Raw genomic sequence first — 18435 nt, 5'->3', positions numbered from 1 at the left:
AAATATACATTCCTGCCCCAGGCGCCTATCCATCGTGTGATAGGCGCCATGGCTATATCTACCATCATCTCTATGCTGCTGACCAGTATGTATAATCTGGTCGATACGTTCTTTTGTAGGTAAGATTAATACGCAATCCACTGCTGCGGTAGGTATCGTCTTCAGTGTGATGTTCTTCATACAGGCCTTCTCTTTTTTCTGGATCTTCAGTAATTTGGAGTGATACCTTTTGATATTAGAACTTTGAAGAAACGTCACACAGAGAAATGGAGAGTACAGAGGGCACCGTTGGTGCGTGGAGCATCAGAGGATATTTGCGAGTTTTAAAGACGTTTATTATCAGAGCTTTCAACAATACGTACACTACGGCTCTGTCGCTCTTTGTGCCTTCGGCACCTCCGTGATATTGTCTTTATGTTTTCATCTCCGTGTTCTCCCACTCTCTGTGTGACTTTTATATGTAGTAGGATTACTTTATGACCCCATATTTCGGAAAAATCCAATAAAGTCCCACAGGCGATATCCGTTTTTCACAACAGAGCGAGCCCCACAACAAGGGCAACATCTTATTCGCTCTTTTGCTTGTACATGCAAAATAATTCTATTACCTTTGTATTCTTCACAAGTGCATTCGTGGGTGTAAAGCCCCCCAAGCATGATATAGGAAACTGCTGTTCATCTTTGTACATTTGTTTGTGCTTATTCAAATATACAATATTTACAGCGGTTTCTTTTTTATTTTATCTATTTTATCACTCCAAATTCCTGAAGAACCATAGAAAAGACTATTTTCTCTAAATGTAATAGTGATGATTAGTTGTAGGGAACAGTCTCCGAAGGAAACACTATAACTGTAGGTTCATCAAAAAAAACAGTGAGGAGTGAGGTAGACTTAATAAAGGAGTATAAGCATGAAGTCAGAGTCTACTATAGAACACTTGCAAAAGTAGGTCTTTCATGCACTCTGAAGGATGTTACCAATACTCTTTTAGCATTTATCTTACAACATCTATGAAGATAGGTTTCGCAATTTTGAGTAGCAGACAATTGATTGGTTGGTCATTCCTGCCTACTTTTTTATATTTATGAATCTATTTATAAACTTCTCTTCAGGCGTAATGGACTTTATAAAGTAGTTTGTATAAAAAGTGCTTCTTAGACAACCTATTTTGAGAAAAACATTCAGCAAAATATAATAAAAATTAGCTTATAAATGTCTTTTCACATTTAAATTGCGAGAATTACGTATAATTTTTATAGCTTTGTACCTGATTTGAGTATATTTGTAACTATTAGATAAAACTTAAAGATAATAAATATGGCCATTTATGATTATGGAATCGGAGGTAATGAGGTAAATGTTGACGCTAATGAGTCAATTGCCGACATCCCTTCCAACAGAACGTTATTAGTACAAAAATTAACCGATGAGGCTCCAGTAAGCCCTGAAACGGTTTATGGTTTACAAACAGTAGAAGATGTCTTCGAACATTTCTCGCCATCTGTTACACTTGAGATGCAAGATGATAACGGTGAAGATGTTACAGAGACAATGCACTTTAAGAATCTTGGAGATTTTGACTCGGAAAAGCTAAAAGAGAATAGTGCTTTCCTTAGTAAACTTGATGTTGAGAAAGAGCAGAATATAAAGATTGCTCGTCAGCTTTCATCAAATAAAGCCTTATTGAAAGCTTTGGCTAATCCAGAAACCCGTCAAGCTGTAATAGATTTGTTACAGAGTTCGCTTGACGAAATTAAGAACACAGAAGCCAAGTAAGAATAAAAACTAAATTAAAAATGGACAATAATAAAATAAAGGCTAAAGAACAGCAGGCTCCTTCTATAAGTAAGAGTACTATTGCACAGCAGGGAACCTCTTCTGCTGCCAGTGCGCTTGACAAACTGAAAGAGTATGGCGGATTTACTTTCTTAGAGAATATCATTGACGGCTTTTCTAATCTGAATCCTTCACGTAAGGCACGCCGAAACATCTTCCTCTCTGATGCACAATGGGAGAATGATCGTAAGGTTTTAGCTAATCGTCTTGAAGTTTGGATTGATCTCTTAAAATCTGGTCAGTCAGCTGAACAGATGAGAGATAAGGCTAAGGAAAGAGCCTTGCATGTTGAGGACTTACTGAATAAGAATCTTAGTAAGGTTTTGGCTCGTACACGTGAGCTTGAGACTTCTTATCGTTCAGTTGCTTTATTCTATCGCAATACAGAGAGTCAGAAGGTTAAGAATATCACTATTGTCAATGCTGAGATGGATCAATTGACAGACTTAGACAATCCTGTTTTCATTGACTATATCAGCAACGAGCTTAAGCATAACTTCGACCGTCTCGACCTTCGTCGTAACTATTCTTTGCTTGTCATCCCTGGATATTTGGGATCTAACGCTGTCCTTGACAAGTGGGGTAAGATTGCACACAGCAATAAGGTTATGCTTCTAACTGACTTCCAGGATTTGGAAACGCCAGACGATGTTGTTGATGTCTTCTTTAATGCTGACCATTCTGGTGGAGATGTATACAAGTCAAACATCATTATGACATGTAACTGGCTTTTAGGACGCCAGAAGGTAGTACAGGTAGGAGAAGAAGACAATCTTTACGTACCAGGCTCATCTGCTCTCGCAGGTAAGATTTACAGCACATTGATGTCACAGGTAGTTGCCGGAAAGAAATTTGGTGGTCTTAATGATGTTGAAAGCGTACGTTTCGATTTGAAGAAAAGCGAGATTTCAGAAATCGAACGCATGGGTCTTGTACCAATGGTCAACGAGTATAGTAAGGTGATGGCATTCTCTGCTAAAACACTCTTCAATGGTGATAACCTTGGATTGCAGACTTACTCTGTTGTTCGTGTATTCGATTATATCTCTAAGGTTCTATTCGACTTCCTGAACCGCCGCGCATTCGAGAACTGGACAACTCGTACAGAGGCTGACTTGAGAAGCCAGATTGTGAAGTTCCTTGATAGCATACAGGGGCCAACTCGTCTGATTGAGAAGTTCCGAGTGATGAGAATTGAGCAAGATCCAAACCAGAAGGATCGTGTATTACTTGATATTCACATCACTCCATACTTCCCTGCAAAGAGCTTCGTTATTCAGCTCGAGGGTCGTAAGGGTGAAGAACCAGAAGAGGCTAACTGGGAAAGCCAGTACTCACAAGATAAATAAGTTCCCCTTATTTCTGAGTCTTTAGAATTTTAGAGTGATAAGACTTGTTTCTTACATTCAGATTTTTAGATGTAATGGAAAATTAGTAGGCTGGTCATTCCAGCCTACTTTTTTGTATTTATGCATCCATCTATAAACTTCTTTTTTATTGAGTTTTAACTCCAATCGGTCATTAAAGCCTAAGCATATATAGTAATAAGAATTATACATATTGTGGTCTAATGACCGACTGGGGGTTAAGAATGACATTCCTACTGCTGTTAAAATACTACTTCTTGTAAAACTATCTTTCTGTGTGGTGATGTTCGGACTAATAAATGTTAATACCCTGTATTATAGTTTCTCCACTTTATATCAGATGTGTAATTTGCAGCAGTCCTTATGAGTTTATAAAATAAATCATACTTCGGTAGCTTACTGTCCCGGAAGAATCGACGGTTGAACTTCCAACAATACTCGTTGAGATAGAGTTGGAGAAATCTTAGATCCACTTCTTTATGAATAGCCTCTATTGCACTACTTGAGTTCGGGATAAGTTTAGCATGAAAAACGTTCTAACTGCCTTGGTTTTTGTACATACACCGGCAGTGCCTCTGGCTTGTTCTCAAAGAAGCAGTATGCTGTAAGGGCAGAACACAAGTTCATGATAAAGTTGTGTATCGAGCGGTGTCTTGAGTGAACAAGGTTGGCTTTGTTTTTGAGCAGTTCGTTAAAGCACTCGATGATATATCTTTTCCTCAGCATAATCTTGTCCCACATAGGCATCAGTTTGTTCTTCATCTTAGCCTTGAGCCCATGAACGAGTTGGATACCTTGACCGAACAGGCTCTCAAAGAGTTCCTGCTTGATGTATCCTTTATCAGCAAAGACCTTCCCAAACAAGACCTTTGCAAACACCGTCCATACTCTGCTATCCCTGTCATCCACATTTGCTCCTGTAAGACAGAACGTTATCACTTCACCAGAGTCATTACATAGCAGGTGCAGCTTGAATCCATGGCACCATCCCATAGTGCCCTTTCCGTCCTTGGCAAGGCTGGCAAAAACCTTGTTGTAATATCGTCGTACATTGTGACATACGGGTATCATTGTGCTATCAACAAACGTTATACCCGTACACTTGCCGAAAGCATAGAGTTTCATGAACAGCATCATCTTAAAGAACACTCTTGGCATGAGTTCAACGAAGCGGTTATAGGAAACCGCATCGGGAAAATCCTGAAGCATCACCCCTTTGAACCAATTCAAATAATACTCCTTGAAATTGTGATATACGCCGAAATGATAGCATACCAAAATAGTCATAATCTGGTTCTTCCGTTAAATGGATAGATATATCCCATTAGTATATAAAGGGGATAAACTACAAGATATAATGTAGAAAAGGCAAATAAAAAATGTCTATCCATTAGCATATCTTTCTGTCTTCTACAAACTGCTTATTCCCTTATTAATCGACACTTGTAAACTATTTTCACGCAACTCAAAACCAACACATGCTCTTTTGGCTTCTAAAAGACACCTAATTGCCTTGCAAAAGATGCCCTTTTGGAGTGTTACTAACGCCCTTTTGAAGTCCAATTAAGCACCTTTTCTTGCACAACTTTATAACTAACTGATTCTCTGTTAGTTGTAAACTTGCTTTTTACACGTGCTTTTGTCTTTATTTATAGATATTTTATTCGAAATTATGTAATGATTTTTTAGATTCATCCGACATTTCGAGTGATACGGCAGTCATGCAGTGCATAGAGTCTTAGTGTAAAGTACCTCTCATCCCTGAATCCATACGCATTTCGTTTCATTACTTTAATCTTGTTATTGATGCCTTCGACTTTTCCTATTGATAGATGGCAATCGTACCAGGCAAGGATTCCTTTCTTATAGGTTTTCACAATAACATCCATTTTCTGTAGTTGGGCTATCTTACTTTGTTCAGCCTGCCTTATCCAGTCATCAAGCACTTTTTCTGCCATATCTTTCGTGGGTTGCGACCATATCTGACGCAGTTGTTCCTTCAAATAGTATGCTTTTGACAATGGCTCATTCATAGCTAAAGCATTCTCAAGCCTTGTTTTGTGCTGTTTATCAAAGATGTCCTCACCATTGCCGAGTAGCAGATACCTTGTTCCTTTGAGTACTTTACGCTTATTTATATCTTTCTCCATACTATAAACTTTACGTCTGATATCGTCAAGTTTCTCGTTCATTAACTTCACTACATGGAAATGATCAAACAGATGTACTGCATCGGGACAGTTCTCCATAACAGAGGCTATGAAAGCCGCAGACAGGTCTGTTGCCACATGTTTTATCTTTATATTCTTACGTTTGACTTTCCGCCAGAATTTCTTCAGAGCTTTCGTACCCTTTCCTTCGCCAACATAGATTACCCTGCCACTGTCCAAATCCACGACTATTGTCTTATAGACATGTCCTTTCTTAACAGCAAACTCATCTATACCAATATTCTCTACACCATCTAAATATGGAGGGCTATAATGACGCTCAAGGTAAGAGGAGTGTATTTCCTTTACCGTATCCCATGATACACCCAGATGATTCGATACATCCTGAAGCGTCATACCACGAAGTAAATCTACTACATACTTGGCAAAGCGATGAGTATAGCTGCGACTGCCGGTAGCAAAGGGAATATTCTCCTGCTGGTCGAAATCACATTCCTTACATTTATAGCGTTGCACCTTCATGCGGATAGTTACTCGCTTGCCACCTATGAGAAGTCCGATAAAGTTCCGCAGGCGATATCCGTTTTTCACAACAGAGCGAGCCTCACAACAAGGGCAACATCTTATTCGCTCTTTTGCTTGTACATGCAAAATAATTCTATTACCTTTGTATTCTTCACAAGTGCATTCATGGGTGTAAAGCCCCCCCAAGCATGATATAGGAAACTGCTGTTCATCTTTGTACATTTGTTTGTGCTTATTCAAATATACAATATTTACAGCGGTTTCTTTTTTATTTTATCTATTTTATCACTCCAAATTCCTGAAGAACCTAAATAAATTGATAAGTTGACAAGTTTATTCTTATAATGATTAGGTGTTCCTTCTACTTTCGAAGTAAGGTAAGAATTAAGCTTATCAGATGTTAATCCCATGTTATTTTATGTTTTTCTTTTGTTTTTATAAAAATATCTTTCTACTTTTGATGTCGTAAAACAACAGATTGTGAATCTTCCTCTTCTTTCCAAGAGCAAGACTGTTTAACAGCCGTACAGAGGGGACTTCAAGAAGTTGTTGAGGTTTTCTCTTTTTTATTTCCCTATAATATTAGGAGATAATAAGGGTGCCTTATTAATCATTTTTTTTTCTAACAACTTAAAAAACTTTTCAATTATGAGTTCATTTAGAGCAACTTTGGAATTAGGTGGTAAGGAGTATGATGTACTCTTTTCTAACTACGAGTTCAGCCGTACAACTGACAAGAAGGGTCAGCCTGCATCAAGCATCTCTGGCGGTCGCATCAGTGTAACTATCGAGTCTACTGATGACACTTCTACCATCGAGGCTATGCTTAACAGCCAGTTCAAGCCTGTTGAGGGTAAGATTATCTACAAGAAGAGCGAAGAAGATGCTAAGATGAAGGAGATTTCTTTCAAGAATGCATACATCGTTCACTACAAGGAGACACTCGACGTTAACAACGAGGCTCCTATGACCATCGCTATGACTTTCTCTGCTGAGAATATCACAGTGGGTAATGCAGAGCTCGACAACCGTTGGCCTCGCACATAAGCTTAGGAAACATAAGGACTATGCAGGGCAAACTATGCTCGGCATAGTCCTTTTCCATTTTTTACTTAAAGGGAGAGTTGTTACAATCCTATATACTCTGATTGCTTTCCCTTAAGATTCTAAATATAATGACACATAAGCTAATTAGCTTTTAAACTTCAAACACAAACATCCAATGTCAATTCCATTTAATCCAATCACTATCAGCGTAGGAAAGAAGTCTCTTTCTTCTTTTATTTCTCTACAAATCGAACAAAACATAGGTAAACATCACCGATTCCAAATGTCGGTTGAACTTGAATCTGGTGGCAATAGATATGTGCACAACATCAGCGAGAACAGTAAAAAGTGGCTGGGTGAAAGCATCGTGGTGAAAGCTGCTGGAACACCGATTTTCGTGGGTGTGGTGACAAACATACAGTTACACAGAGAAGGAAGTGACTTTGGGTGTATCATCGTTTCTGGTTATTCTACAACTTACAGAATGGAGACTGCACATAGCTGCTTCTCATGGAATGATACTACCATTGGGGATGTGGTTAAGAAGCTATGCGAACAAGCTAAGGTGCAATTAGAGTTAAATCCTGAATTCAAAGAGAACAAGGACTATATCTGTCAATATGAAGAGTCCGACTTCGACTTTATCCGTCGTCTTGCCCATCAGTATCAAGAGTGGATGTATTACGATGGAACTAAACTAATCTTCGGAAAACCAAAGAAATTGGCTGACCCAATTAGGCTGGAATATGGTACGACGCTGTCGTCACTTGATATCGGTTTGCAGACCCTCGCACGTTCAGAGCAGGTGTTCTCTTACCACTCTGGTTCAGACCGTGAGATGGAGAGAATGACACCAGACCAAGCCATTGGACATGATAAACTATCAGGCGATGCCTTCCGTGCATCATTAGGATTGTTCTCAAAACCAGCAAGACAGCGTGCATTGCCACGTATAAGCGATGAGTCGGAACTCATTAACTACATGGGGCGTAAGCAAGCGGCTGAGACGGCTGAGACACATTACATCACAGCAGAGAGTCAGGTGCCAACCCTGCGTGTAGGCTCTGTTGTAAGTCTTTACAGCTCATTCTTAGAGCGTATAGGAAATATATCTAAGGAGAGCTTGGGTAACTTTATCATTATTGAGATAACCCACGAGGTGAGCCAAGGTAGCTACTACAAAAACCGCTTTAAGGCTATCCCTGCAACGATAAAGGCACTACCAAGTCCAAAGGTACGTATGCCATTAGCCGAGACACAGATGGCAACTGTACTTAGCAATGCTGACCCACAGGGCAAGGGCCGTGTTCGTGTGCGTATGAACTGGCAAACGAATGGTATGCAGACAGGTTGGGTGCGTGTGATGACACCAGATGGCGGTAGCAGTGACGATGTAAAGAGCAACCGTGGTTTTGTATTCATCCCAGAGGTAGGTGACCAAGTCCTCCTCGGTTTCCGCCATGGTGACCCAGCAAGACCATACGTTTTGGGTAGCCTCTTTAATGGAACAACTGGTGGTGGCGGTGGCCAGGGCAATAACTGCAAGAGTCTCACCACACGAAGCGGTAGCTCCCTTAAACTTGACGACTCTGCAGGTAGCGTAACACTACACGACAAAGGTGGTGTAAGCATGAACTTTGATGGTGGAGGAAATCAAAGCCTTAATGCAGCTTCTAAGGCTACAACATCTGTGGGAAAAGGTGGTTCAAGTGTTCTCACAATGGATAGTAGTGGAAACATTGACCTTTCTGGTAAAACACAGATAACATTGACGGTTGGTGGTAGTACAATTACAATCAAAGGAGACGAAGTACGAATCAGCAGTAAGAATATAATCTTGGAGGCTGAGAACAATTCTATAACAGGAAAAAACAACACAGTAACAGGAACAAATAATAAGATTAACGGTGAAACCGATATTGAAGGACCAAAGCTGTCCTTGAAGGGTGACCCTGTGAAGATTAACTAACATTTTATTTTCATTTATGAAAAAAACATATTGGCAAGAGGTACATGAGCAGTGCGCAGAAAAAGATAATATGCGCCTAAAAACAAATAAATATAGATGTGAGCAAACCATCATTACAAAACTAAATGGTGTACCAGCTTGTACTATCAGAACAAAGTCAGATTATCAATTTGAGTGGGCAGAGAATCTTAAACGTCCTGCGATGAATGCTTATTGTAAGCTGCTGGAGCAGTTTGTTTCCGTTTATCCACCAAGTTATCAGAAGCCTTTGGATATGATCATAGACTTAGAAAAACTAAAATTCGAGTCTGTTTTTGATATTGACATGGCAACTGGTAAAATGGTAGGTATTGTCAATCATAATGAGATTGTTGAGAAATGGCAGGAGTATAAGAAGAACATGCTGGATAATTATAGTTTCCTTCGTTCAGCTGACACAAAAGAGAATGTAAATGCTTTTATAGACTCAATGGAGAAAGTTATCGTAGACGAAAAACTCCTAATGGCTGAGTTCTATGGAAAAATGATATTCCTGCTGTTATTTGATGGCTATCTTGTTGGTAAGCCTAACTACGCAGCAACAACAGATATAGAATTTCCATCACAGCTATTTCAAGGTGTAAAGTTTCCGATGACACTTACGCCTCGTATACAGAAAGAATCCGTAGAGTCTGTTATTTATGAACTTAAGAGTTCTGTTTCAGATTCTGTAAAACTCTCTGAACGAATTAAGAAAGAGTATGACGAGCGTTTTAAGCCTTCAATTCAATATAGTTTCTCTTCATACAACGCACAATTTAATTCACATGTGCTACTAAATGAAAAGGAGAGATATGTTCAGGAGGCGGAATGCTATATCATTGAAGAAATTGTTAATAACCTGAACTTAACAATTCACTGTAAAATCCGACAAATAGTTTAAGAAGATGAGCGAACAATATATTGAATTGGGGACTAACGTTGTCTGTACCAATATGACAATTCCTTCTCCATTGAAAATAGGAACACCCTCAAGAATCTGTACAGCATTGACAAAGGATGACAAGCCTGTGCTACGTATTGTAGACACCAAAATCAGTAATTGTTTTGAATGTAGAGTGCCACAGATGAAATGGGGTGGAGTTATAGCATCACTCTTTGGCATAGCAGTAGGTGCTCTTGTTGTAGCAGGAGCTATTGCTCTTATAGCAGCAACGATTGCAACTGGAGGTTTGGCAGGAGGTATTGTTGCTGGAATTGGAGCTGCTGTCTTACCTGCGATGGGAGGTGAAATTGCCGCATCAGTGATGATTGGGGCACTGACTTTTGGGGGTAGTATATTTAAGTTAGGGTATGATTTGGAACATTTATGTGACGCATCATTAGATGCTACATGGGATATGGGACTTCCAAGTACAATCATTGAAGGAGAAAAAGCTATATTATCGCATTCTTTTATTCCATGTCCACAAGGAGGAATTGTTACGCTCATCATTGACGATGGGTTGGCTGCACAGGCAGCACGTATGATATCAGATAACAATCATGAAATAATTAATCAAGAATATTTGAATCAATTTATTCAAGGTGTAATAAGCGGTGCAACAGGTGCTGCTAACCCTGTTTCTATGGCTATAACGGCGATTGCTGCTTTAAAAGATGGCTTTGACGGATATGCTGATGATGACCTGAATATAGATCAGTATGAGATGCTACACGAAGACAAAGAATTTGAATATGATTACCAAGAAAAGATTGAGGACGAAGCTTATGATATTGCAAAGGAAGAAGGTATTGAAAAGAAAAGAGGAAAAGGAACATATAATGACGCTAAGGAGAATTGGGGTAAATATAAAGAAAGTAAACAGAACAAAGCTAAAGCTATCGAAAAGCATCAAAAAGCAGAAGGCAAAGCTGCAAGACGAGAGCAAAAGATTTCTAACAGCTCGAGTGATAAAATGAAAGGACGAGCTAAAGGTGAACGCCAAAGGGCAAACCATAAAGGAAATGTTGCAAAGCAGGCTACACAAAAGGCTCAATATGCAAAAGGAGAGTTTATAGGAGGATTAATTGGCTTTGGAATGGGTATTGCTGGTTCTGCGGTTAATATGCTTATTGACAGTAAATTCAAGGAAGAAGAGTTTAATATGACACGTGATATAGTTCGAGAAGTACAACAAATAAATAGTGATGATAAGAATAAATCAAAAATAGTATCAGATGGGAAGTAGCAAAGGAAATTGGGGAAGATATGGATTACAAGCATTTGGAATTTCAGTGCTTGGTCCCCTCTTGTTTTATCTTATTAATCCTATCATTGAGCATTTTAAGGGAAATCGTGATGCTGTCGCATATACAAAGACATACGTAAGTCAGTGGGATAGTATAAAAATAGTGCTACCCACTAACTTGTACGACTTCTCATCTGGTGAAATACCTCAACGAACAAAAGTTTTGACAGGTGATGGTAAACAAAAACAGAGGATATATGCAAGCTTTGAACAATATTATATTACACAATACAAGAAATATTTTAAGATTATATGGATTGTAGGTGGTATAGATGAAATTGTTGGGCATTATCAACGTCGTCATGATGCTGCAGGTATACAATGTCAACTGATGCGTCCAAACATGGTACTATCAGTCTATGTCAATCGTAAACAATGGAAGGATAAATCATACGGAACAAAAGAAAAACCTATGCCAGTTTTTCTACATAGAATTATCTCTGGTGATGATATAGAAGAGCGGAACAAGCTTGCGCTCTGGAGAGATAGTCTTCAACCTGGAGGAAGATTTGTAGATTTCTATCTCCCACCCAAGGCTGTTCAACGTATGCGCAACACGCCAGATTCTGTTAACTATAAGTTTGCAGAGTATTACTTGCGTTATCTTTTACCAGAAGACGAGTTCGAAAGATTGTTTGAAGAAAAATAATCTAAAGGGATATTATGATAGGAAGTAATAAAGGAAATTGGGGAAGATATGGATTACAAGCATTTGGAATTTCAGTGCTTGGACCACTCTTGTTTTATCTTATTAATCCTATCATTGAACATTTTAAGGGAAATCGTGATGCTGTCGCATATACAAAGACATACGTAAGTCAATGGGATAGTATTAGACTTGTTTTACCAGAAAACCTATTTGATCAAACCTTGCAAGGAGAAGGAGTAAGTCATGTCAAGGTAATAAAATATGATAAAAAACAAAGTCAGAGAATATATGCCAGCAATAAAAGATATTATATTCCTCAGTATAAAAAGAATTTTGAATTGATATGGATTATTGGTGTAGATGAGTTTGTAGGTCATCATAACCGTCGTTATGATGCAGCAGGTATTCAAAATGGCTTAATGTTCCTAGGTATGATATTATCTGTCTATGTCAATCGTAAACAATGGAAGGATAAATCATATGGAACGAAAGAAAAGCCTATGCCAGTATTTTTACATAGAATTATCTCAGGTGATAATATAGAAGAACGAAACAAGCTTGCGCTCTGGAGAGATAGTCTTCAACCAGGTGGAGACTTTGTTGATAGTTATCTCCCACCCAAGGCTGTCCAACGTATGCGCAACACGCCAGATTCTGTTAACTATAAGTTTGCAGAGTATTACTTGCGTTATCTCTTACCCGAAGACGAGTTTGAAAGGCTATTTGAAGAAGAATAATGTAAAAGTTCATTATGATGGGAAGTAGCAAAGGAAATTGGGGAAGATACGGATTACAAGCATTTGGAATTTCAGTGCTTGGTCCCCTCTTGTTTCAGGTTATTGAGCCTATTATTGAGCATTTTGAAGGAAATCGTGATGCTGTGGCATATACAAAGACATACGTAAGTCAGTGGGATAGTATCAGACTTGTATTACCAAACAATCTGTTTGAACAAACCTTACAAGGAGGTACTAATCGTAATAAAATTCTTATAGAAAATAAGAAAAAAAAGATAAGAATTTCAGCTGGTATAAAAAAATACTATATTCCACAATATAGAAAGTACTTTGAACTAATATGGATTCGTGGAATAGATGAGTTTGTAGGTCATTATGGTCGTCATTATGATGCAGCAGGCGTTCAAAATGGTTTAATGCGTGCTGGTATGGTGCTATCAGTCTATGTCAATCGTAAACAATGGAAGGATAAATCATACGGAACAAAAGAAAAGCCTATGCCAGTCTTTCTACATCGAATTATCTCTGGAGATAATATAGAAGAACGAAATAAATTTGCGCTTTGGAGAGATAGTCTTCAACCTGGTGGAAGATTTGTAGATAGTTATCTTCCCCCTGAGGCTGTCCAACGTATGCGCAACACGCCAGACTCTGTTAACTATAAGTTTGCAGAATATTACTTGCGTTATCTTCTTCCAGAAGACGAGTTTGAAAGATTGTTTGAAGAAGAATAATCTAAAAGTTCATTATGATGGGAAGTAGCAAAGGGAATTGGGGAAGATATGGATTACAAGCATTTGGAATTTCAGTGCTTGGTCCACTATTGTTTTATCTTATTAATCCTATCATTGAACATTTTAAGGGAAATCGTGATGCTGTGGCATATACAAAGACATACGTAAGTCAGTGGGATAGTATAAAAATAGTGCTACCCACTAACCTATTTGATTTCTCATCTGGTGAATTTACTCATCGAACAGAAGTCTTGACTGGTGATGGTAAACAAAAACAAAGGATACTTGCAAGCATTGAAAAGTGTTATATTTCACAATATAAGAAATATTTTGAAATTATATGGATTGTAGGTGGTATAGATGAAATTGTTGGGCTTTACAATCGGCATTATGATGCTGCAGGTATACAATGTCGACTGATGCGTCCAAACATGGTGCTTTCAGTCTATGTCAATCGTAAACAATGGAAGGATAAATCATACGGAACGATAGAAAAGCCAATGCCAGTCTTTCTACATAGAATTATCTCAGGTGATGATATAGAAGAGCGGAATAAAAATGCATTAAGGAAAGATAGACGTTTTCCTGGAGAAATTATGGTAGATTTCTATCTCCCACCCAAGGCTGTTCAACGTATGCGCAACACACCAGACTCTGTTAACTATAAGTTTGCAGAGTATTACCTGCGTTATCTTCTACCAGAAGACGAGTTCGAAAGATTGTTTGAAGACGAATAATCTAAAAATTTATAATGATGGGAAGTTGCAAAGGAAATTGGGGAAGATATGGATTACAAGCATTTGGAATTTCAGTGCTTGCCCCCCCTTTTTGAATGTATTATCGTTTCTGGCTACTCTGCAACTTACAGAATGGAGACTGCACATAGCTGCTTCTCATGGAATGACACAACCATTGGGGATGTGGTTAAGAAGCTATGCGAACAAGCTAAGGTGCAATTAGAGTTAAATCCTGAATACAAAGAGAATAAGGACTATATCTGTCAATATGAAGAGTCCGACTTCGACTTTGTCCGTCGTCTTGCTCATCAGTATCAAGAGTGGATGTATTACGATGGAACTAAACTAATCTTCGGAAAACCAAAGAAATTGGCTGACCCAATTAGGCTGGAATATGGCACGACGCTATCGTCACTTGATATTGGTTTGCAGACCCTCGCACGTTCAGAGCAGGTATTCTCTTACCACTCTGGTTCGGACCGTGAGATGGAGAGAATGACACCAGACCAAGCTATTGGACATGATAAACTATCGGGCGATGCCTTTCGTGCATCACTCGGGTTATTCTCCAAGCCAGCAAGACAGCGTGCATTGCCACGTATAAGCGATGAGTCAGAACTCATTGGATACATGGGTCGTAAGCAGGCGGCTGAGACGGCTGAGACACATTATATCACAGCAGAGAGTCAGGTGCCAACCCTACGTGTAGGCTCTGTGGTAAGTCTTTACAGTTCTTTCTTGGAACGTATAGGAAATATATCTAAGGAGAGTTTAGGTAACTTCATCATTACCGAAATAACCCACGAGGTGAGCCAAGGCAGCTACTACAAGAACCGCTTTAAGGCTATCCCTGCAACGATAAAAGCACTGCCAAGTCCAAAGGTACGTATGCCATTAGCAGAGACACAGATGGCAACTGTACTCAGCAATGCTGACCCACAGGGCAAGGGACGTGTTCGTGTGCGTATGAACTGGCAGACAAATGGTATGCAGACAGGTTGGGTGCGTGTGATGACACCAGATGGCGGTAGCAGTGACGATGTAAAGAGCAACCGTGGTTTTGTATTCATCCCAGAGGTAGGCGACCAAGTCCTCCTCGGCTTCCGCCATGGTGATCCAGCAAGACCAAACGTTTTGGGTAGCCTCTTTAATGGAACAACTGGTGGTGGCGGTGGCCAGGGAAATAACTGCAAGAGCCTCACCACACGAAGCGGTAGTTCGCTTAAGCTTGATGATTCTGCAGGTAGCGTAACACTACACGATAAAGGCGGTGTAAGCATGAACTTTGATGGTGGAGGTAACTCTACGTTGAACGCAAAAGCTACTCACTCGGTAAGTGCAGGAAATAATGCTTCTGTGAATGTCGGTAAGGGAAAGTGTTTGCTAAATATGGACAGTGCAGGAAACATAACACTGGATGGAAATTCAACAATAACATTATCAGTTAAGTCAAGTAAGATTATAATAAATGAATCAAGCATTACGCTGGAATCTCCGAATATATATGTCAATGGTTCAACAAAAACTGAGATAAAAAAAGGAGAAGATAGTAAAATGTTAGTTCAAGATGATATAATATTATCAGGGGATTCAAATATAATAATAAATTAATTACGAACTTCAGATATTATTATAAATAAACAAACAAAAAATACGTATAATATATAATGGACAACAAAAATATCTTTACTAAAGCTGAGGTATTCCCTGATAATATTATTAGGAAATATCAGGTTGTAACAAAATCTAAGTATACAATTTCCGGTAACCCCCTATTTGAGACAAGTTCAAAAATGGAAATGAGCGTCATTTGCTCAGAGATTGTTGGTAACCATTATTTGCTTGACATTAGAATACTAAACCAAGCCAATAACTATGGTTTAGAATTTCCAGAGCGAAAATATATAGACTTACTTGATAAAGTTAATGATATTCAGTCACACTTACTTGTATCAATGGACTTAGGTGGTAAGTTGAAAGATATATTGAATTTTTCAGAACTACACGAAAAATGGGAAAGCATTAAAGCTGATATAACAGACCCATCAGCAGAGATTTCCAAAATTATATCAGATGGAGATCAGCAATATGCTCATGGTTCGCAATCTTTTGCAGAAGAACTTAATAAAACGACATTGTATAAGACTCTCGGGATGGGTTTATTGTCTTTTAATGGAGTGATAAAAGAAACCGATAAGACTTTTTTTTATAATACATCGTCACTTTTATTTCCTCAAATTAATAAACGAATTTCTATTTTATTAGATGATATTGTCCACTTTTGTGATACACCAGCATATCTACTAATTTTTAAGAATAAACATAGAAAAGAAGAATCTGAGATCAAGTCAGAATTTATAAAAAACTTCCCATTCTTAAAGAAACAGATGGGAGAATATAAATATGATTTATTTTGTTCAGTAGAGAAAGATAATAAAAATCGTTGGCCAAACTCTATTGAACTAACTATAAGTGAGGTGTTAGAACCGATAGTTTCCGATGTAGTATGCAAGATTGAACTGATAAAAGAAAATTTATGAAAGCACTAGTACCCGCAGGAACATTTGCCGTATGTACAAATGGGATGAAAATGGGAAAGATGATAGTTACATCTCAAACAACTGTCAAAACCAGTAAAGGTAAACTTATTGCAACATTGAAAGATAAGCCTACAAATTTCAGTTGTGTTTGGGCTGGTATTATTGCTGCTGCTGTTGCAGCTATAGTATTTGCATTAGCAACAACATTAGGACCTTTAGCTGTTGTAATCATAGCAACTATAGTGGGTATGCTTGGGAGTTTTACTCTTGGTTCAATGTTATGCTATTTCTGTCTTAAAGAAACACCATGGCTATCTGGCAGCGAGCATCCAAATGTTTTGATTTCTGGCAACAAAGCTTTAGTACACACCGCTCAAATAACTTGTACTCCCTTAGGTTTTTTACCTTCTGGTAATATACAATTATTTTTTGATAAGTCAGTGGCTAGTAGAAATGCAACAGTATTCTTCTTTAAAAATAGTCTAGACATATTAGAGGGTGCTGCTTTGGGTGCTGGACTTGCTGGCTTAGGGCAAATTGCAGCTAAAGTTTTTACAGGATTTGGCGGAGGACTAATGGGCACTACTGCTGCAGGAATAGTAACTGCAGGACTAATAGGTAGTGGTTATGCGATAGGAAAAAGCATTGATATTATTCAAAATAGTAGTTCAACGGCATTAGCAAATTGGATTACTGCTGGTGACTATGATAAATATGAAAGTTCGAAGAAAAAAGATAATGATGAGAAAATTATAGATAAAGTTAAAAAGGGAACTTCTAATCAACCAGGAGATAGTAAAGTAATACCTCCTTATACTAATCAGGCTGACATTAATACTAAGCTAAACATTGGTACTCTGGCGACAGGAGAGGTAATGAAAGTCTCATGGGGGCGTGTGAAGGCAGACCCTGCTTATCATACGGGTATGCCCAAAAGTGAACTTAATAAGCTTCTGGGCAAATATATGAAAGAAGTTTCTACAGAAGTTAAATTGAGAAACGCTTCATTAAGTAAAAACATGGCTTTGAAGGAAAATGTACTAAAAAGCCTTAAAGATTTTTTTTGTAGTAAATGGAATATGTATAGGAGTTAACATAGCTGGTCAAACTGCATCTAAGGTCATAAAAACAGATGTAGATAAGGATATGAATAAAGAAATTAGTGCATTATCTAAAATCGGTATTTATGAAATTAAAGTATAAATTTAAGATAGATTCGCCATTAGATTTTTGGGATATTCCTGCTAGAATATATTTTATGGCAGCTACTCTTTTTTTCTTGATACCCTTCTATCTGATAGGTTTCCTCACGGTAAAGGATGATTTGCCGCATAGAACAGGTATTGTTAATAGAATACATATACTACAGAAGTCTCATAGTAGTTGGGAGGCAAATTTCACTTTGGAAGGTGATACCAGTCATACCTATTGGCAAGGATATGAAAATTTTTATCCCTTCTTTTTATTTCCTCCTAAATATAAACTTGACGACTACATAATCCATAAAGGAGATACTATAAGTTTCTTTATTGATAATGATAAAAATGGTAATTATATAAAGAGTGACCGTTTTTTCCCTGGAGAAGGCCATTCTTTTGAATCAGATGAAGTTATCTATACAGAAGGTCTGGTAGTAAATGGGAAAGAGATAGCATCTCCACTTGTTGCAGCGTTTATACGTACTCCCCTTACATGGTTAGGAAATGTAGGAGTTATTTGTTTTTACCTCTGGATGTGTCTGTTTGTTATCGATTTTGGTATGTGGTATAATAAAAAAAATATTGATAAAAAAATAAAGGAATACTTTTATAATCAAAATATGTTCATTCGATAATTTAAGTTTAGATTAGAA

15 protein-coding genes and 2 pseudogenes are annotated in these 18435 nt (G+C 38.1%); 15 read left to right on the top strand and 2 right to left on the bottom strand.

Annotated elements, in window-relative coordinates; all coding sequences use genetic code 11:
* Positions 1-48 precede the first annotated feature (48 nt).
* The 3 genes and pseudogenes from PMEL_RS12365 to PMEL_RS07750 all read left to right on the top strand — a co-directional run.
* Positions 49-202 (top strand): annotated as a pseudogene (locus tag PMEL_RS12365) (MATE family efflux transporter); the annotation flags it as partial.
* A gap of 1116 nt (positions 203-1318) precedes the next feature.
* Positions 1319-1777 carry a hypothetical protein gene (locus PMEL_RS07755; RefSeq protein ID WP_120174795.1) on the top strand — a complete coding sequence of 153 codons (459 nt, stop codon included), beginning with the start codon at positions 1319-1321 and terminating at the stop codon, positions 1775-1777.
* Positions 1778-1797: 20 nt separating this feature from the next.
* A complete protein-coding gene (locus tag PMEL_RS07750) occupies positions 1798-3186 on the top strand; it encodes a DUF5458 family protein (RefSeq protein ID WP_231999448.1) in 1389 nt (462 codons plus the stop codon).
* A 537-nt stretch (positions 3187-3723) separates the two neighbouring features.
* Here PMEL_RS07750 and PMEL_RS07740 read toward each other — a convergent pair.
* Together PMEL_RS07740 and PMEL_RS07735 are read right to left on the bottom strand one after the other, a co-directional pair.
* Positions 3724-4503: pseudogene (locus PMEL_RS07740) on the bottom strand (IS982 family transposase); the annotation flags it as partial.
* A 392-nt stretch (positions 4504-4895) separates the two neighbouring features.
* The gene (locus tag PMEL_RS07735) at positions 4896-5966 is read right to left on the bottom strand and encodes an ISL3 family transposase (protein ID WP_231999447.1); all 1071 of its coding nucleotides are present in this window, start codon (positions 5964-5966) and stop codon (positions 4896-4898) included.
* 582 nt (positions 5967-6548) lie between these two features.
* Between PMEL_RS07735 and tssD the strand changes: the two genes are divergently transcribed.
* The 12 genes from tssD to PMEL_RS07675 all read left to right on the top strand — a co-directional run bounded on the left by tssD (position 6549) and on the right by PMEL_RS07675 (position 18417).
* Positions 6549-6947: a type VI secretion system tube protein TssD gene (tssD, locus tag PMEL_RS07730; protein WP_120173669.1), complete on the top strand. Its 399-nt coding sequence runs from the start codon at positions 6549-6551 to the stop codon at positions 6945-6947.
* A 175-nt stretch (positions 6948-7122) separates the two neighbouring features.
* The gene (locus PMEL_RS07725; RefSeq protein ID WP_120174794.1) at positions 7123-8916 is read left to right on the top strand and encodes a type VI secretion system Vgr family protein; all 1794 of its coding nucleotides are present in this window, start codon (positions 7123-7125) and stop codon (positions 8914-8916) included.
* Positions 8917-8932: 16 nt separating this feature from the next.
* Positions 8933-9838, top strand: coding sequence for a hypothetical protein (locus PMEL_RS07720; protein WP_120174793.1), 906 nt, complete (start codon positions 8933-8935; stop codon positions 9836-9838).
* A gap of 4 nt (positions 9839-9842) precedes the next feature.
* On the top strand, positions 9843-11126 hold the full coding sequence (locus tag PMEL_RS07715) for a hypothetical protein (RefSeq protein ID WP_120174792.1): 1284 nt from the start codon (positions 9843-9845) through the stop codon (positions 11124-11126).
* A complete protein-coding gene (locus PMEL_RS07710; RefSeq protein WP_120174791.1) occupies positions 11116-11835 on the top strand; it encodes a hypothetical protein in 720 nt (239 codons plus the stop codon). Before PMEL_RS07715 ends, PMEL_RS07710 begins: the two co-directional genes overlap by 11 nt.
* 14 nt (positions 11836-11849) lie before the next feature.
* Entirely contained in the window at positions 11850-12572 is a 723-nt protein-coding gene (locus tag PMEL_RS07705; protein WP_120174790.1) for a hypothetical protein, read from the top strand.
* A gap of 14 nt (positions 12573-12586) precedes the next feature.
* On the top strand, positions 12587-13306 hold the full coding sequence (locus PMEL_RS07700) for a hypothetical protein (protein WP_120174789.1): 720 nt from the start codon (positions 12587-12589) through the stop codon (positions 13304-13306).
* A gap of 14 nt (positions 13307-13320) precedes the next feature.
* On the top strand, positions 13321-14043 hold the full coding sequence (locus tag PMEL_RS07695) for a hypothetical protein (protein WP_120174788.1): 723 nt from the start codon (positions 13321-13323) through the stop codon (positions 14041-14043).
* Between the two features lie 132 nt (positions 14044-14175).
* Positions 14176-15654 carry a phage baseplate assembly protein V gene (locus tag PMEL_RS07690; protein ID WP_231999446.1) on the top strand — a complete coding sequence of 493 codons (1479 nt, stop codon included), beginning with the start codon at positions 14176-14178 and terminating at the stop codon, positions 15652-15654.
* Positions 15655-15710: 56 nt separating this feature from the next.
* On the top strand, positions 15711-16583 hold the full coding sequence (locus tag PMEL_RS07685) for a hypothetical protein (protein ID WP_120174786.1): 873 nt from the start codon (positions 15711-15713) through the stop codon (positions 16581-16583).
* Positions 16580-17677, top strand: a complete 1098-nt coding sequence (locus tag PMEL_RS07680) for a hypothetical protein (protein ID WP_231999445.1) — start codon at positions 16580-16582, stop codon at positions 17675-17677. Before PMEL_RS07685 ends, PMEL_RS07680 begins: the two co-directional genes overlap by 4 nt.
* Positions 17678-17769: 92 nt before the next feature.
* The gene (locus tag PMEL_RS07675; protein WP_120174785.1) at positions 17770-18417 is read left to right on the top strand and encodes a hypothetical protein; all 648 of its coding nucleotides are present in this window, start codon (positions 17770-17772) and stop codon (positions 18415-18417) included.
* Positions 18418-18435 lie beyond the last annotated feature (18 nt).

The organism is Prevotella melaninogenica (genome assembly GCF_003609775.1).
GTDB classification, from domain to species: Bacteria; Bacteroidota; Bacteroidia; order Bacteroidales; family Bacteroidaceae; genus Prevotella; species Prevotella melaninogenica_A.
Note: the sequence above shows the minus strand (reverse complement) of the source record. Positions and strands in the feature narration are given on the sequence as shown.

What these genes read in the sequence shown, in the direction of transcription:
- PMEL_RS07715 (WP_120174792.1), top strand. Translation starts at nt 9,843, where the DNA reads ATGAGCGAACAATATATTGAATTGGGGACTAACGTTGTCTGTACCAAT.
- PMEL_RS07720 (WP_120174793.1), top strand. Translation starts at nt 8,933, where the DNA reads ATGAAAAAAACATATTGGCAAGAGGTACATGAGCAGTGCGCAGAAAAA.
- PMEL_RS07680 (WP_231999445.1), top strand. Translation starts at nt 16,580, where the DNA reads ATGAAAGCACTAGTACCCGCAGGAACATTTGCCGTATGTACAAATGGG.
- PMEL_RS07690 (WP_231999446.1), top strand. Translation starts at nt 14,176, where the DNA reads ATGGAGACTGCACATAGCTGCTTCTCATGGAATGACACAACCATTGGG.
- PMEL_RS07725 (WP_120174794.1), top strand. Translation starts at nt 7,123, where the DNA reads ATGTCAATTCCATTTAATCCAATCACTATCAGCGTAGGAAAGAAGTCT.
- PMEL_RS07685 (WP_120174786.1), top strand. Translation starts at nt 15,711, where the DNA reads ATGGACAACAAAAATATCTTTACTAAAGCTGAGGTATTCCCTGATAAT.
- PMEL_RS07700 (WP_120174789.1), top strand. Translation starts at nt 12,587, where the DNA reads ATGATGGGAAGTAGCAAAGGAAATTGGGGAAGATACGGATTACAAGCA.
- PMEL_RS07675 (WP_120174785.1), top strand. Translation starts at nt 17,770, where the DNA reads ATGAAATTAAAGTATAAATTTAAGATAGATTCGCCATTAGATTTTTGG.
- PMEL_RS07755 (WP_120174795.1), top strand. Translation starts at nt 1,319, where the DNA reads ATGGCCATTTATGATTATGGAATCGGAGGTAATGAGGTAAATGTTGAC.
- tssD (WP_120173669.1), top strand. Translation starts at nt 6,549, where the DNA reads ATGAGTTCATTTAGAGCAACTTTGGAATTAGGTGGTAAGGAGTATGAT.
- PMEL_RS07710 (WP_120174791.1), top strand. Translation starts at nt 11,116, where the DNA reads ATGGGAAGTAGCAAAGGAAATTGGGGAAGATATGGATTACAAGCATTT.
- PMEL_RS07695 (WP_120174788.1), top strand. Translation starts at nt 13,321, where the DNA reads ATGATGGGAAGTAGCAAAGGGAATTGGGGAAGATATGGATTACAAGCA.
- PMEL_RS07750 (WP_231999448.1), top strand. Translation starts at nt 1,798, where the DNA reads ATGGACAATAATAAAATAAAGGCTAAAGAACAGCAGGCTCCTTCTATA.
- PMEL_RS07705 (WP_120174790.1), top strand. Translation starts at nt 11,850, where the DNA reads ATGATAGGAAGTAATAAAGGAAATTGGGGAAGATATGGATTACAAGCA.